This is a genomic window from Nocardiopsis ansamitocini (genome assembly GCF_030268225.1).
In the GTDB taxonomy this organism is placed as follows: domain Bacteria; phylum Actinomycetota; class Actinomycetes; order Streptosporangiales; family Streptosporangiaceae; genus Nocardiopsis_D; species Nocardiopsis_D ansamitocini.
The window spans coordinates 373,070-390,004 of record NZ_BSQG01000005.1; the positions used below are offsets into that span (position 1 = coordinate 373,070).

5 protein-coding genes are annotated in these 16,935 nt (G+C 69.4%); all 5 read left to right on the plus strand.

The window, feature by feature from the left end; translation table 11 throughout:
* The first annotated feature begins 137 nt into the window (after positions 1–137).
* The 5 genes from pglW (at position 138) to brxD (ending at position 16,908) form a co-directional block, all read left to right on the plus strand.
* A complete protein-coding gene (pglW, locus tag QSJ59_RS16530; protein WP_285760463.1) occupies positions 138–4,778 on the plus strand; it encodes a BREX system serine/threonine kinase PglW in 4,641 nt (1,546 codons plus the stop codon).
* A gap of 56 nt (positions 4,779–4,834) precedes the next feature.
* Positions 4,835–8,581 carry a BREX-2 system adenine-specific DNA-methyltransferase PglX gene (pglX, locus tag QSJ59_RS16535; protein WP_285760464.1) on the plus strand — a complete coding sequence of 1,249 codons (3,747 nt, stop codon included), beginning with the start codon at positions 4,835–4,837 and terminating at the stop codon, positions 8,579–8,581.
* Positions 8,582–8,613: 32 nt separating this feature from the next.
* Complete coding sequence (gene pglY / locus QSJ59_RS16540) at positions 8,614–12,504, plus strand: BREX-2 system ATPase PglY (RefSeq protein WP_285760465.1); 3,891 nt, start codon at positions 8,614–8,616, stop codon at positions 12,502–12,504.
* The gene (gene pglZ, locus QSJ59_RS16545; protein WP_285760466.1) at positions 12,504–15,440 is read left to right on the plus strand and encodes a BREX-2 system phosphatase PglZ; all 2,937 of its coding nucleotides are present in this window, start codon (positions 12,504–12,506) and stop codon (positions 15,438–15,440) included. The genes pglY and pglZ overlap by 1 nt, the downstream gene beginning before the upstream one ends.
* A 118-nt stretch (positions 15,441–15,558) precedes the next feature.
* Entirely contained in the window at positions 15,559–16,908 is a 1,350-nt protein-coding gene (brxD, locus tag QSJ59_RS16550; RefSeq protein ID WP_285760468.1) for a BREX system ATP-binding protein BrxD, read from the plus strand.
* Positions 16,909–16,935: the final 27 nt, after the last annotated feature.

Consider the following 16,935-nt stretch of genomic DNA (forward strand, 5'->3'; position numbering starts at 1 on the left):
ACCCTCTCGTGTTGTCGGTCCCACCCTTTAGGATTCGGTCCGAGGGTTCCAGCCGGGCTTCCTGAACGCGCCAACAGGAATGTGGCAGGTAGCGGCAGGTACACACGCGCACAAGCAGCAACAAAACAGGGAGCCGCATGCTGGAAGGCCGGTGGACGACGGTCACCGAGTCCGAACACGAGCACGAGCGTCGCGGACTCGAAGCCATCCGCGAGCGCCTGCCGGACAAGGAGCCGTGGCGCGCCTGGTCGAACTTCACGTTCACCGCGAACAGTGGCCACGTCCGTGAGGTCGACCTGCTGGTGGTAGCGCCGGCCGGGGTGTTCCTGATCGAGCTGAAGGACTGGCACGGATCGGTACACGGCGGCGGTAGCGACTGGGTGCAGACCACGCCCGGTGGGTTCAATCGTCGGCACGGCAATCCGCTGCACCTGTCGAACCGCAAGGCCAAGGAACTGTCGGGCCTGATCAAAGGTGTCTCCGGTCGACCGGGAGACCACCCCAAGGTCTGGGTGGGCGAGGCGGTCTGTTTCACCGACGACACGCTCCGGGTGAACCTTTCGACCGCCGACATGAACGGCGTGTTCACGGTCAAGCGACTGGTGGAGATGCTGGCCGAGCCCCCGGGAGACGCCCGGCACCGGATCACCGCCCAGACGTCCCGCTATGTCGATACGGCGCTGAAGAAGCTCCGTATCGCGCCGATCCGCCGCCAGTACGAGGTGGGCTCCTACTCCCTGGACGCCAAAGCGTTCGACTCCGGTCCCACCTGGGCCGACTATCTGGGCCGCCACTCCCAGCTGTCCGATCTGGCGCGGGTGCGGGTCTTTCTCAGCGAACGCGGCGCCTCCGACGACGAGCGGCGCTCGGTGGAGCAGGCCGCCGCCCGCGAGGCTTCGATACTCAGCCGGTTTCGCCATCCCGGCGCGGTGCAGCTGAAGAGCTACTTGCCGTCGGGGCATCCGGCCGGGCCGGCGATCCTCTTCGAGCACCACCCGGAGACACTGCGTCTGGACGACTACCTGGTCCGGCACGGGGACCGTCTGGACCTGAGTGCGCGCCTCGCGCTGGTGCGACAGCTCGCCGAGACGGTGCGTTCCGCTCACTCCCGGCGGGTCCACCACCGCACGTTGTCGGCGCACGCGGTGCATGTGCTTCCACGCATGCGGGAGTCGGGGGAAGAGCAGCGCTGGCTACGTCCGTGGCTGCAGATCGCGGACTGGCAGATCGCCACCGGGGAGAGCGTGAGTCGCGGTCGCCCGCTGACCCTGGCTCCGACCAGGGTGTCGGGGGCCCACATCTCGGGACAGGCCGATTCGTACTTGGCTCCGGAGTTGAGGATTCCGAGAGCCGATCCGGTGCGCCTCGATGTTTATGGACTCGGCGTGCTCACGTATCTTCTGGTGACCGGGCAGGCGCCGGGGGCGAACCAGAGCGAGGTCATGGCGCGTCTGGAGGCCGGCGAGAGTCTGCGTCCGAGCGCCCTGGTCGACGGCCTCAACCCCGACATCGACGATCTGGTGGAGGCGTCCACCGCGTACGAACCGGACCGGCGCCTATCGACGGTCGACGACTTCCTGGAGATGTTGGACTACGTCGAGCAGACGTTCGCCGAGGAAGCCCCGGGCGGCGGGGGCGCAGGCGAGGGTGGGGAGGGCGGTTCGGGAACCGGAACGGGCGGGGAACAGTCCGAGCCGGAGAAGGACCCGCTGGAGGCAGTTGCCGGGGACGTGCTGGCCAGGCGCTGGGAGGTCGTACGCCGACTCGGTACGGGCTCGACCTCACGGGCCTTCCTCGCGCGGGACCTGGAGGGCGAGCCGCGGCGGAGCGGCTCCCTGCCGGTGGCGGTGCTGAAGGTCGCGCTGAGCGAGGCCAAGCACACGGTCCTGGATCGGGAGGCAGAGGTGCTGAGCCGTATCCACCGGGACTCCAGCATCATCTCGCTGTACGAGCGGGAGCCGCTCACACTGGCCGGTCGTCGGGTCCTGGTCCTGGAATACGTGGGCGACAGCCGGGAGCCCAAGGACGGGGACGCGGCGAAGGGACCGCGTCGTCGTGAGGACACCGTGGCCCGCCAGCTGCGGGACAACGGCCGCTTGGGCATGGACCAGTTGGAGGCGTACGGAAAGTACCTGATCGGCGCGGTGGAACACCTGGAGGCCGAGGGGATCTGGCACCGGGACCTGAAACCGGACAACATCGCGATCCGGATCCGCCCCAACGGCACCCGACAACTGGTGTTGATCGACTTCTCCCTCGCCGGGTATCCGGCGAAGGAGATCGAGGCGGGCACCGAGGGCTACCTCGACCCGTTCGTGGGGGTCATCACGCGCGGCTCGTACGACGGGCATGCCGAGCGCTACGCGCTGGCCGTGACGCTGCACGAGATGGCGTCCAACGAGCTGCCCCGCTGGGGCGACGGCTCGGTCACGGCCCGGCAGACGGACGCGAAGGAATGGCCGTTCCCACAACTCGCGGCCGACGCCTTCGAACCGGCCGTCCGGGACGGCCTGATGGCGTTCTTCCGCAGGGCGCTGGCCCGGAATGTGAAGGACCGTTTCCCGGACCTGAAGCCGATGGAGCGCGCGTGGCAGCGCATCTTCCTGGACGCGCAGCAGACGACGGCACCGAGCACCGGGCACGGTGCGAAGGGCGGAGCGGTCGCCGGTGCGATGCCGGAGCCACCGATCGGGCGCCAGGACGACGACCTCTCCGCCGAGGAGGTCCTCGACCAGCAGGCCGGGCGCGCCGATCGCACAACACCGCTGTCGGTGGCCGGTCTGACGGTCTCGGCGCAGTCCCAGCTGTTCGCGATGGGGCTGAACACAGTCGGGGACGTCCTGGAGTACTCGACGAAGAAGTTTCTCACCGCACCGGGGATGGGTTCGCGCACCCGGGAGGAGATCCAGCGCCGGCAGAAGGAGTGGAACGCACGCCTGGGCAAGGCGGCACCGGCTCCGCTCAGCGCGGAGGCCCGCAAAGCGGCCGAGCAGGAGTTCACCGACCTGGAGCGGGCGGTCGCCGACTCGGTCGCCGAAGCCGACGGGGACGTCACCGACCCGCAGGTGCTGCGCGGTCTGAGTCTGGACGCGCTGGCCGCCCGCCTGGTGCCCAAGCCCTCCGGTGGCAGTGCCCGTCCCAACTCCAAGGAACGGGAAACGATCCGGCTGCTGCTGCGCCTGCCCGACGACGCAGGCAAGTTGCCCGGGGATCTGGCGTGGGTCCGCCAGCGCGACGTCGCCGATGCGGTGGGGCTGACCGCCGGCCGTATCCCGCAGATCGTGAAGAAGGCGCGCGAGCGCTGGTACAAGGCCCCCGCCCTGGAGTTGCTGCGGGAACAGGTGGTGGAGCTCCTCGCCGAGCGCGGCCGGGTGGCGTCGGTGGTCGAGCTCGCCGACGCGCTGATCGCCCGGCGCGGCACCCAGCAGGTGGAGCGGCGCGACCGCCGCGCACTCGCCCTTTCGCTGCTGCGCGCGGTGGTGGAGCGGGAGAGTTACGACAACGAGTCCCCGCAGCTCTTCCGCTACTTCCACGCTCGACTGCCCAAGGGGACTGATCCGGTACTCGGATTGATCGCCCTGGACGTCCGGGAGGACGTGGACGGCCCGGACACCCCGACGCTGCCCGCCCTACAGGACTACGCGCTGTCCCTGGGTGTGCGGGCCGACCGGCTCGCGGGGCTCGAATCCCTGCCGACGGCGAGCACGGTCCTCACCGAGCTGGGCGCGGTGCGACGTCCGCCGGGCAACCTGGGCTGGGACGAGCGGCGCACCGCCGAGATCGCGGTGGCCGCCTCCACCCGAGCCGCGCTCACCCCGCGTCTGGAGATCTACCCGCGCGACCTGGACCTGGTGCGTGCCCTGAGGATCACCCAGGCCGGTGTGGTCGCTGTCCAGCCGGGCATTGAGGAGGAGCGGCAACCGGGTCTGACAGTGGACGCCCTGCACAAGCGGGTCGCCACCCGCTTCCCGGACCTGGGCACCGATCCGCTGGCGCCGCGCGAGCTGCCAACGGGCAGTGCCCTGGTCCGCGATCTGAGACAGGCCGGCTTCGAACTGAAGTTGGCCACCCGTTATGACAAAGTGCTCCGGCTCGTCGCGGACCGCCCGGCCGGGGACGCCACCGCAGGGCTGACCTCCGCGAGCTGGGGTTCCTCGGCCGCGCGCCGTTCCGCCCCCTCCCAGTACGACGCGGACGCGGCCGTGGCCGCCGCTGTCAAGGCCGAGCAGCGTCTCGCGCACTCGGCTCGACAGGACGGCTTCCGGGTTCTGACCGTTCCCCAGCGACGCACCGAGGACGCGGTGCGGCGGCTGTCCGGTGAACCGTACGGGGCTCGGGCGGTGTCGCTGACCGCGCTCTTCGTGGCCGAACTGCGCGGCGTAGTCGGCGAGGCGGCCCGCCCGACCTGGGAGACCGTTCTCAAGGCGGACGCCGCCGAGCCGGGCAGCCGGGCCCACCAGCAGCTGCGCGTCCGCACCGACAAGGCGTGGGGACGCATCGAACCGCAGCTGCGGGAACGGCTGGCACAGGGGCACGGTCCGCTGCTGTTGACCGACACCTCGGTCCTGGCCCGGTACGACGCGCTCGACCTGCTCGGGCGGCTCGCGGAGGAGGCACGGCAGGGCGGCAGCCCGCTGTGGCTGCTCGTGGCCCAGTCCGATCCGGCACGGGCCCCGCGGCTGGCCGGGCAGAGCGTGCCGTACCAGGCGGGGTTCGACGAGTGGATCGTCGTTCCCGACGCCTGGGTCGTACGCAGACACCTCGCGCCGGACGCCTGACCTCATCTGTTTCGATTCTTCTTTTGTTTTCTCCCACTTCCCCCCAGGAGCTGTTCGTGATCGACCGCAAGAGCCTCCTCGCCGACTTGCAGAAGCAGGTCAAGACGGCAGAGACCGACCTTGCGCAGCAGGTCGGAGCCGTCCCCGAGGTCGGATCGCGGCTGCGCGGCGAGTACGACGAGGCCCGGAAGCTGGGCCGTACGGCAGCGACGTGGAACGCCTGGCTCGACGATCGGGTCACCCAGGTCGCGGTGGCCTGGGTGCTCGGCACGGTCTTCGTCCGCTTCAGCGAGGACAACCGGCTGATCGCCGAGCCCTACATCACCGCCCCGGACGTGGCGGGACGGGAGATCGCCCAGGCGCGGTACGAGGAGTACCTGGAGAAGGACGCCGACCCGACGTACCGGGGATGGCTGGAGACGGCGTTCGCCGAGCTGGGCGCGGGGCAGGCCGGGCGGCTGCTCTTCGACCGCGCCCACAACCCGCTGTATCAGATCCCGTTGTCGCACGACGGGGCGGGCGCGCTGCTCACGTTCTGGCGGGAGCAGCGCTCCGGCGGGGACGAGGGAGACGGTGGGGGCGGCGGCCCCGTTCTCGTGCACGACTTCAGCGATCCGCTGAGCGAGGACGGTACCGAGGGCTGGGACACCCGTTTCCTGGGCGACCTGTACCAGGACCTGAGCGAGACGGCCCGTAAGACGTACGCGCTGTTGCAGACCCCGGAGTTCGTGGAGGAGTTCATCCTCGACCGGACGATGACCCCTGCGGTGCGGGAGTTCGGCTTCGAAGAGCTGAAGATGATCGACCCGACCTGCGGGTCCGGGCACTTCGTGCTCGGCGCGTTCGGGCGGCTGGTGCGGATGTGGGCCGAGCAACGGCCCGAGGTGGGCGCGTACGAGCGGGTGCGGGCTGCCCTCCTGTCGGTACACGGGGTGGACCTCAACCCGTTCGCGGTCGCGGTGGCCCGCTTCCGGCTCCTGGTCGCGGCGATGGCCACGAGCGGCATGCGGACCTTCGAGGAGGCGCGGCAGTACGCGTGGCCCATCCAACTGGCGGTCGGCGACTCCCTCATCCAGGACCGGCAGCTGGAGTTGCAGTTGAGGATCGGGGACGAGGAGAGGGAAGGGGGCCGTGCAGCCGGTGATCCGCTCGCCAAGTTCTCGTACGCGACGGAGGACGTGCACGAGTACCCGCAGATTTTGGCGCAGGGGCGCTACCACGTGGTGGTGGGGAATCCGCCGTACATCACGGTCAAGGACAGGAAGCTCAACGAGCTGTACCGGGGGCTGTACAAGGCATGCGCGGGAACGTACGCGCTGTCCGTCCCCTTCGCCGAACGGTTCTTCGAGCTTGCGAAGCGAGCCGAAACCGATAGCGAGGGTTACGGCATGGTCGGTCAGATCACGGCGAACTCCTTCATGAAGCGCGAGTTCGGCACGAAGCTCATCGAGGAGTACTTCGCGCACAAGGTCGAACTCACCGAGGTGATCGACACGTCGGGCGCGTACATCCCGGGACACGGGACGCCGACAGTGATCCTCGTAGGACGGCCGAGAGCGGGAGCGGAGCGGCAGGCGACGATCCGGACCGTACGAAGCGTGCAGGGAGAGCCGTCAGCACCGGAGAAAGCAGAGGAGGGATTGGTATGGCGAGCAATCGTTCAACAGATCGATGAAGCGACTACCTCCAGCCGCTGGGTTTCTGTAGACGATCTCGATCGGCACCGGTATTTTAGTAAGAAACCTTGGATTCTTACGACCGGCGGCCTTGAACTTGTACAGAATTTGTCAAACTCAAGCACGAAAAATCTCAAGTCTAAGGTCATGCGTATCGGATTCTACGGCGATACGCACGCTGATGATGCTTTAACGCTACCAGGCCGGGCACTGAAGACGCGAAACGCAGAATCTAAATTTGTCAAGCGAATTGGCGTTGGAGATGAAGTGCGTGATTACACACTTTCACCCGGCAACCACGCCATCCATCCTTACGATGAAAATCGTAAAATTGTCTCGCTTGACTCGATTCCAAAGATTAAAAAAATTTTATGGCCCAATCGCAGCGAACTTGGAAGCCGATCCACACCCAGCGGAAAAACTTATTTCACCGAAGGTCGGGAGTGGTGGAGCTGGCATCAACTCCCGAAAGACACAGGTTCTCATCCATGGTCGATCACTTTCGCTTTCATAGCGACTCATAATCACTTTGTTCTTGACCGGAACAAAAATTCCTTTACCCGCAGCGCTCCAATTGTCAAGCTTAACGAGACGGCAACAGAAGAGGATCATATTCGGCTTCTTGGGCTACTCAATAGCTCGACGGCCGGATTCTGGCTCAAGATGGTCAGTCACGACAAGGGGAGCCAGGGCGTTAATGAAGGCTACAAGTCGCAGGCTTGGGAACGTTTCTACGAATTCACAGGAACTAAGCTCCAAAGGTTCCCTTTCCCTGCCGAATACCCGACCGCCCTCGCCACCGAGCTCGATTCCCTCGCCCAGCAGCTCTCCGCGACGACCCCGGCCGCCCTCGCCGCCGAGGCCGTCCCCACCTCTCCGGCTCTCCGCGACGCCCACACCCGCTACACCTCCGTCCGCGCCCGGATGATCGCCCTCCAGGAGGAACTGGACTGGCAGGTCTATTCCCTCTACGACCTGCACTCCGAGGACCTTCGCCTGCCCGACGTCTCGACCGTGCCCGAACTCGCTCTGGGCGAGCGGGCCTTCGAGATCGTGCTCGCCCGGCGGGTCGCCGCCGGAGAGGCCAGCGGCGAGTGGTTCACCCGGCACGGCTCCACGCCGATCACGGAGATCCCCGCGCACTGGCCCGACGCCTACCGCGACCTCGTCCAAAAACGCATCGACGTCATCGAGTCGAACCGCGCCATCGGCATGGTGGAGCGCCCCGAGTACAAGCGGCGCTGGGCAACCGAGGGCTGGGACGCCATGCGACAGAAGGCGCTGAAGTCCTGGCTGCTCGACCGGGTCGAGGACCGCGCGCACTGGTTCGACGCCGACGGCGGCCCCACGGTCACCACGCTCGCCCGGCTCGCCGACCGCCTGTCCGGTGACGAGGACTTCGCGGCCGTCGCCGAGCTGTACGCGCCCCGGCAGGACCTCGCGAAAACCGTACGGGAGCTGCTGTCCGAGGAGCACGTCCCGTTCGTGTCCGCGCTGCGGTACAAACCGGCCGGGCTGAAGAAGCGCGCCGACTGGGAACACGTCTGGGACCTCCAGCGCGACGAGGACGCCGCGTCCGACGAACCCGCCAAACGCAAGGTCCGCGAGCGGACGCCCGTGCCGCCGAAGTACACCTCCGCAGACTTCCTGAAACCCAGCTACTGGCGGGCGCGCGGCAAGCTCGACGTGCCCAAGGAGCGGTTCGTGTCGTACGGCACGGTCAACGCACAGACACCGGAACTGTACGGGTGGGCCGGCTGGGACCATCTGGAGCAGGCCCTCGCCCTCGCCTCCTACATCCAGCAGGCCGGGCTCGGCGACGACGACCTCGTGCCGTACCTGGCCGGTCTGCTCGAACTACAGCCGTGGTTGGAGCAGTGGTACGGCGAGTACGACCCGGATTTCTCGGCGTCGCCGGCCGCCGAGATCCTGGCGTTCAGACAGCAGAAACAGGGCGAGCTCGGGCTGACCGACGACGCGCTGCGGGCCTGGCGCCCGGCCGCCTCCGGTGGGCGCGGCGCGAAGAAGACCGCCGCACCGAACAAGCGCGCCGGCACGAAGACCGTCGCCCCGACGTCCGCCCCGGACACCGTCACCGACGCCGCAACCGGCGCAGAGACCCGCTGAGCAGGGCGAGGAGCAAAGACACCATGGCGTTCATGAGCAGGAACACCCCCCGCCCCGAGGACCGGCCGTTGCTGCGGGAGTTGATCGACATCCCGGAGTCGGTGTCCACCTCCGACTTCGTGCTGAAACTGAACGAGGCGGTCACCCTTGAGGGGGCCGAGGCGGCACTGAAGGACTACGTCGTCACCGACCGGCTGCTCGGCAACTTCGACGAGGCGCTCGACCTGATCAAATCGGCGCTCGACAGCCACTCGTCGAAGGCGGCCTATCTGCACGGCTCGTTCGGTTCCGGTAAGTCGCACTTCATGGCGGTGCTGTACGCACTGCTGTCACGGCACAAGGCCGCGCGGGCACGCGGCGACCTCGACCCGGTGCGGGCCCGGCACTCGTGGCTGGACACCGACGACCGCACGTTCCTGCTCGTGCCGTACCACATGCTGGGCTCCAAGTCCCTGGAGCAGCGCGTGCTCGGCAAGTACGTGGAGCACGTACGCAAACTGCACCCCGACTGCCCGCTGCCGCAGGTCTACCGGACCGACGGGCTCCTGGAGGACTTCGCCGAACAGCGCCGCCGCAACGGCGACGACCGGGTGATCGAGCAGCTCGCCGACGCCGGTGACGGCCAGGCCGACGAGTGGGGCGACTCCTTCGCCTGGACCACCGAACTGTTGGACCAGGCGGTGAACGCGCCCGAGGAGCACGAGAACACCAAGAACCTCGACCTGGAGTCCCCCTCCACCCCGAGAGAGCTGCGGGCCCGCCTCGTACAGGACCTCACCCAGACCCTGTTCCCGTCGTTCTCGCGCACCGCCTCCGAGGACGCCGACGGGTTCGTCTCCCTGGACAGGGGGCTCGGCGTCATCGCCGCGCACGCCAAGTCGCTCGGCTACGACGGGCTCGTCCTCTTCATGGACGAGCTGATCCTGTGGCTGGCCTCCCGCATCCACGACCAGCGGTTCGTCTCACGCGAAGCCGACAAGATCACGAACTTCGTGGAAGGCGGCGACGAGCGGCGCGCCATCCCGGTGGTGTCGTTCATCGCCCGCCAACGCGACCTGCGCGAACTCGTCGGCGAGGAGATGTCGGGGGCCGCCGAGGCCGCCGTGCAGGACAGCCTGAAGCTCAGCGGCGGCCGCTTCGACAAGGTCGTCCTGGAGGACCGCAACCTCCCGCAGATCGCGCAGGCCCGCCTGCTCCGGCCCGCCACCCCCGAGGCAGAGGCGAAGGTGGACGCGGCGTTCACCGAGGCCAAGAAGCTCGGCCCGGACGTGTGGGACACCCTGCTCGGCCACGACAAGTCCACCACCGGCGCGGACGAGGACGCCTTCCGGCGGACGTACCCGTTCCCCCCTGCGTTCATGGACACCCTGGTGCACATCTCCGCCGCGCTCCAGCGCTCCCGCACCGGCCTGAAGTTGATGAGCCAGCTGCTCGTCGACCACCGCGACGACTGGCGGCTCGGGCAGCTCGTGCCGCTCGGCGATCTGTACCCGGCGATCGCGGGCGGCGGCGACAAGGCGTTCAGCGGGGAGACCAACGTCCACTTCGAGGCCGCCGACAAGCTCTACCGGGACAAGCTCCGCCCCTACCTGTTGAAGACCAACCAGGTCACCGAGGACCAGGTCGAGGCGTACCGGCGTCGCCCCGACACCCTCGGCGACCCGCGGCTCACCGCCCGCTGCCGCGACTTCACCGGCGACAGCCGCCTGCTGCAGACGCTGCTGCTCTGTGCTCTGGCACCCAGCGTGCCCGCACTCGCCGACCTCACCCTGGCCCGGTTGCACGCCCTCAACCACGGCTCCATCACCACCCGCATCGCGGGCACCGAGGTGGGCCGCCTCGAACAGAAAGCCAAGGAGTGGGCGGCGACCTTCCCCGAGATCAAGATCACCGGCACCGGACCGGGCGCGGTGATCCGCCTGGAACTCACCGGCGTCGACCTGGACGCCGTCCTCGCCAACGCCCAGGTCCACAACAACCAGGGCAACCGGCGCGCCAAGATGCGCGGCCTGCTCAAGGACGCGCTGGGCGTCGGCGACGGACCCGGCGGCTTCGACGCCTACGACGTGCTCAACCTGGTGTGGAAGGGCACCGAACGGCAGGTCGAGGTGGTCTTCGGCAACGTCGCCGAGATCGACTCGCTGCCCGAGACGACCCTGCGCCCCAGCCACGAAGACGCCTGGCGGCTCGTCGTCGACCTCCCCTACGACGAGGGCGAGTTCGGGCCGATGGACGACCTGCAGCGGCTGCGCGCCCTGCGGGAGAAGCCGGGCGGTGACTCGCGCACCCTGGCCTGGCTGCCCACCCACCTGACCGATGCCTCACGCGGCGACTTCGAGCGCCTCGTCGTCATCGACAAGGCCCTCGCCGACGAGGCCCGCTTCGACTCCGACTTCGCGCGCAGCCTCAACGCCGACGACAAGGCGCGGGCCAAGGGCATGCTCCAGTCACAGCGCGCCCTTCTCACCGAGCGGATCGGCCTGGCGCTGCGGCAGGCCTACGGTCTGGCGCAAAAGCAGGAAGGCATCGTCGACCTCAGCTTCGAGGACCACCTGTTCGCCCAGCAGAACGTCTCCGATCTGCGGCTTCCGATCGGCGCGCCCCTGGACGTCGCCGCCCGCGACCTGGCCGGAAAACTGCTCGCCCACCAATATCCCGCCCACCCCGAGCTGGACCCCGACAATACCGGCAAACCCATCAGGCCCGCCGAGGTCAAGACCGTCTTCGAATACGTCCGCAAGGCCGCCGAGGACCGTGACGGACAGGTCGAGGTCGATGCCAAGGACCGCAGGACCATGGCACGGATCGCGGGCGGCCTCGGGCTCGGCACCATGCGGGAGGCGTACTACCGCCAGTCCACCGCGTGGCCCGACCACTTCACCCACCAGGCCCGCCGGAGCGGCACCGCCGAGCCGACACTGGTCAAGCTCTCCGACTGGAGCGACCTTCCCGAACCGCGCGGACTGCCCGAGCCGCTGCGCCGGCTGCTCGCCGCCGCTTACGCGGAGACGACCGACCGGGTGTGGGTGCGCGGCGGCGTCGCCGTCGAACCCTCACCCGCTCCGCACGAGCTGAAACGCGACCATGCCCTGCGCGAGCAGCAGCTGCCCGGGGAGAGCGACTGGGCCGAGGCGCGCACGCGGTTCGAGACCGTGTTCGGGGACCGGGCGCCGCAACTACGACGCGGGCGGATCGTCAACCAGTTCGCCGGGGATATCAGGCAGGCCGCCGCCGCGCTCTCCCAGGACGCCGGACGGCTGGTCGGGGAACTGGAGAAGCACCGCGACTTCCTCCGGTTGACCGACGACTCGCCGCGCCTCGTCCTCGCCCGGCGTGCACAAGAACTGGTCAGGGAGGTGACGGAAAGGGGCATCGAGGCCAAGGCCGTCGTGGACCGGCTCGCCCGCTTCGACCTCGGCGACTTCAGCGCACACCGGTACGGTATGTCGTTGAAGAGCGCGGGGAAGGTCGCTGCCGCGCTCCAGAACACCAGCTGGGACCAGCTGAGCCTGGCCGACACCCTTGGTGTGGACGGCGCGGCCGTCCTGGAGCGGGTGCGCGATGCCGCCACCGGCGACCCGGGTGCCTACCCCGACCTGCCCGGGGTCCTGAGAACCGGCGGCATCGAGGTGCTGTCCCTCCTGAAGGCCCGACCGACCGCGAACGAGCGCCCTCCACAGCCCGTCGCACCGCCGCAAAGCTCCGACAGCGTGGACCTGGACGGCGGCTCCGCCCACCCGCAGGTACTGCCCGAGCCGGTGGAACAGTCGTGGCAGCGCACACCGCAGCGATCCATCGTCCGCTCCGGTGGCGGGCGGACCACCGCCGCACGGGCCGTCGCCGAACTACAGGCGGAGATGGCGGCGCTCGCGGCCGAGCACCCGAACGCCACCGTCGAGATCGTCTGGAAGGTCGTCGACTGATGTCCGACACGGTCACCACCGGTCCCGGGGCCGTCGGCCCCGCCCGACTGTCGGCGGGAACCGTCCGCCAGTACCTCGCCGCTCGGAGTCGGCTCGGTGACGGCACGGTCCGGGTCCTGCTGCTGCGGGCCGCTCCCGTCTGGGACGGGCCCACCGTGCAGCGAACGGCGGACGGGCTGCGGGCACGGGTGGCCGTCGCGCCCTCGGTGCTCGCCGTACACGAACAGATCCTGGACCACCTCGACGCGACGCCCCCCGCCGATCCAAAGGTTCTGGTCGTCCTCACCGATCGCGAGGACACCGACCTCGACCCCGGACTGCTCGCCCGCGTCTATGGCGCGAGAATCCGGTCCGTCGACAACTGGGAGGTCGTCCAGGAGGCATTCGGCGCAACCGGCCTCGACAGTCGGCTGCGCAACGAGAGCTGGGCAGCCGAAGCGCTGCTCGACGCGGCGGCCACCCGTGGCTGGCCCTCTCTCGGGAAGGGGCTGCTCTCCCGCGACGAGGCCCTCACCCGGTTGGCACGACGCCGGCTCAGGATCGGTCGCCACGACACGGACGCGCTGGACGAGCGCGCCGGCCATGACGACGGGGACCGCCTCGACGCCGTCGCACTGTTTCGGTGGACCCTCACTCTCGGCGGCCCCGACCTCCTGCGCGCCCTGCGGGGACCGGAACGGACCGGCCTGGCCCGCTTCCTCGCCGAACCCGACCAGGGCGGATCCACCGGCACGATCGTCACCGCACTGGTGAACGCCGGGCACGGGGGGGACGCAGCGGCGTACGCGGTCGTCTGCGCCACGCTGTGGGGTCACGCGAAGGCCGACCACGACCTGTACCGGGCACGCGGGCGTGCGGAGCGATGGCTCGGCGAACAGCCGCCCGCACAGGGCGACGAACTCGACCGCCTCCTGGCCTCCTTCGGACGCAGCGGCGAAGCGTACGTCCTGGGCCTCGTCGACCGGAAGGAGCACCGGCTCGCCGACCCGATCCTGGCCCGGGCCGCACAGCTCGTCGCCCAGTTCGGGGCACAGGCCGCCGCCGGCGCCAGCCCGCTCCTCCCGGCCGGACTCGACGCCCGCTTCACCGTTGCGGGCCACGCTCTGGCCGATGACGACACCGCGGCCGCCACGGCCGCCGTGACCGCACTGGCCGGGCACGCCCTGGCCTCGGACGGCGCCACCCGGGCCCGTATCGAGCGGGTGCGGATGGCCGCCCGGCTGCGGCGGTGGCTCACCGACCGTCCCGTGGGCGACATCGCCTCGGTGGCCGATGGCGTCGCCCGCCAGATCCGCGAACTCGGTTGGGTGGACCGGGCCCTGGAACATCTTGAGGCGGGAGGCGACGCGGACGACGTACTCGCCGACGCGTACAGCCGGATCGGCGCACAGGTGCGAGCCGAACGCCGCGAACTGGACCGCGCGTTCTCCGAGCGGCTCGCGGTGTGGACGGCGGACGGCACCGCACCGGGCGCCATGCTCACGGTGGAAAGCTTCCTGGACCGGGTCGTCGCACCTGTCGTGGCCGACCCCGGTCGACGGGTACTGCTCCTCCTCGTCGACGGAATGAGCGCGGCGATCGCCGCCGAGCTCGGCGAGGAACTGCGTGGACAATGGTCGGAATTCGACCCGGTTACCGACGCCACCGGTACACCCGTCCGGCGTGCCGTGGCCGCGGCGCTGCCCACCCTGACCACCGTATCGCGCACCTCACTGTTCGCGGGGGCACTGCTGAAGGGCGACCAGAGCGACGAGAAGCGGCTCTTCCCCCGCCACTCCTGCTGGAAGGGTGCCCCCGCAGCCGTGTTCCACAAGGACGACCTGCGTGGCCCCGACACCGGCTCGCCCTTCTCCACCGCTCTGGGCGAGGCGCTCATCGACGGGCGCACCCACGTCGCGGTCGTCCTCAACACCGTGGACGACCGGCTCGCCAAGGAGCAGAAACTCGGCGACGGAACATGGGAGGCCAAGGAGATCGGTGCCCTGGAGCCACTGCTGCGGGCCGCCCGCGCGAACGACATGACCGTGCTCCTCACCTCCGACCACGGCCATGTGGTCGAACGGCGCGGCAGCAAGCTCGATGTGACCGGCGGCACCGTCGGTTCGGCCCGTCACCGCACCCCCGGCGGCACCGTCGGTTCGGCCCGTCACCGCACCCCCGGCGGCCCCGTCGCACCGGCCGAGGTCGAGTTGTCCGGGCCCCGGGTGGTCTGGCCCGAACCCGGCTCGCGGATCGTCGCGCTGCGGGACCACGACACCCGGTACACCGCGCTGAAGGCGGGCTACCACGGCGGAGCGACCCTCGCGGAGTTCACCATCCCCCTGCTCGCCCTGCTGCCGTTCGGCGCCCAGCCGCCCACGGGATGGCGGGAGTTGGGCGACCCCGCCCCTGTGTGGTGGGAAGAGGCCGAGGTCGCTGTCGGAGCGGAGACCGGGGCGGCCACCGACGCCGGTCCCGCACCCGATGCCGCAGTGCGCCCACGCCGCAGACACCCCAGGAAGACCGCCTCTCCCGTGTCCGAGGGAGCGATCAGTCTCTTCGACCAGGACGAGGTGGCACACGCACCGAAGCAGCACGCCGCCTCTTCGGCGGGGCCCGGGGACGTACCCGCCGCCAAGCCGACCGAAGCGTTCGCCCCCGCACTGGTGGAACGTCTCTTGGCCACCGAGCTGTACCGGGCACAGCTGGAACTGCTCGCCCGTAGGCCACAGGGCAATGCCGTCCCGAAGGCATTGGCCGCGCTCGTCGACGCGGGCACCCTGTCGATGACCGCCCTCGCCGAACGAGCCGGCCAGCCCGCGACCCGCGCCCCCGGCTTCGCCGCGACCCTGGTCCAGCTCCTCAACTACGACGGCGCCCAGATCCTGGAGATCCTCCCCGACAACCGCACCCTGCGCCTGCACCGGGCCAGGCTCATCGAACAGTTCGGCCTGTGAACCGGCACGCTGCGGCTGCGACGAGTCGAACTGTCGCGAACCACCACCGGACCGTGTACCGGCCCGGTGTCCACCCGCGTATCCGGCCACGTAGGCGACCAGATGGGAGACTGCCCTGGTGAACGTATTCGGATCTTCGGTCTCCGGGGCAGCCGCCCCCGTCGGCGCAGTGCGACGGCGCGCCGTGGTGGACGCGCTGCGGCGTGGCGCCGTCCCCGAGAGCGGCCTCGACCTGCTCGCCACCGGACTCGGCCGGTTCGAGCGGGCAGTCGACGAGGACCTCGACACCGTGGCCGCCGGCGGCTCCGTGTTCAAGGCCGTGCGCGGCGAGTACGGCTCCGGCAAGACCTTCTTCACCCGCTGGCTCGGAGAACGCGCCAAACGACGCACCTTCGCCGTGGCCGAAGTGCAGGTGTCGGAGACCGAGACGCCACTGCACAAGTTGGAGACCGTCTACCGGCGACTCACCGAACGCCTGACAACCGCGAGCTTCCCGCCCAGCGCCCTGCGCCCGATCGCCGACGCCTGGTTCTACGCCCTGGAGGAGGACGCCCTCTCCGACGGCGCCGGTGAGGATGAGCTGTCGCCGGCCGTGGACCGGCTGCTCACCGCCCGCCTGGCCGAGGTGTCCCGGCACGCACCGGCCTTCGCCACCGCACTGCGCGGATACAAGCAGTCCCTGGACGCAGGCGACGAGGCCACCGCGGCCGCGGTGATGTCCTGGCTCGGCGGCCAGCCACACGTCGCCGCAGCCGCTCGGCGCAGCGCGGGCGTTCGCGGCGACCTCGATCATTTCGGTGCGTTCGGATTCCTTCAGGGCCTGCTCACCATGCTCCGAGACGCCGGGCACGCAGGACTGGTCCTCGTCCTGGACGAGGTGGAAACCTTGCAGCGGGTGCGCTCCGATGCCCGGGACAAGGCACTCAACGCGCTTCGACAGCTCATCGACGAGGTCCACTCCGGCCGGTTTCCCGGCCTGTACCTCGTCATCACCGGCACCCCCGCCTTCTACGACGGGCAGCAGGGCGTCCAGCGTCTCGCGCCGCTCGCCCAGCGCCTCGCCACCGACTTCACCACCGATCCGCGCTTCGACAACCCGCGTGCCGTACAGATCCGCCTGCCCGGCTTCACCGAGGAATCTCTCACCGTCCTGGGCGCCACCATCCGTGACCTGTACGCCGAAGGCTCACCGTCCTTCGACCGGATCAACCAACTCGCCGACGACGCCTACCTCACCGACCTGGCCCTGGCCGTTGGCGGTGCGCTCGGCGGAAAGGTCGGGGTGGCACCCCGGCTGTACCTCAAAAAGCTGGTCGGCGACGTACTCGACCGGATCGACCAGTTTCCCGACTTCGACCCGCGCACCCACTACAAACTGACGGTGGGCAGCGGCGATCTCACCGCCACCGAACGGAACTTCGCCGCCCCCGCACCGGCTTCGGCTGACGACCTCGACCTCGACCTTTGACCATCTGTTGCCGGAGCCCACAACTCT

What these genes read in the sequence shown, in the direction of transcription:
- pglW (WP_285760463.1), top strand. Translation starts at nt 138, where the DNA reads ATGCTGGAAGGCCGGTGGACGACGGTCACCGAGTCCGAACACGAGCAC.
- pglY (WP_285760465.1), top strand. Translation starts at nt 8,614, where the DNA reads ATGAGCAGGAACACCCCCCGCCCCGAGGACCGGCCGTTGCTGCGGGAG.
- pglZ (WP_285760466.1), top strand. Translation starts at nt 12,504, where the DNA reads ATGTCCGACACGGTCACCACCGGTCCCGGGGCCGTCGGCCCCGCCCGA.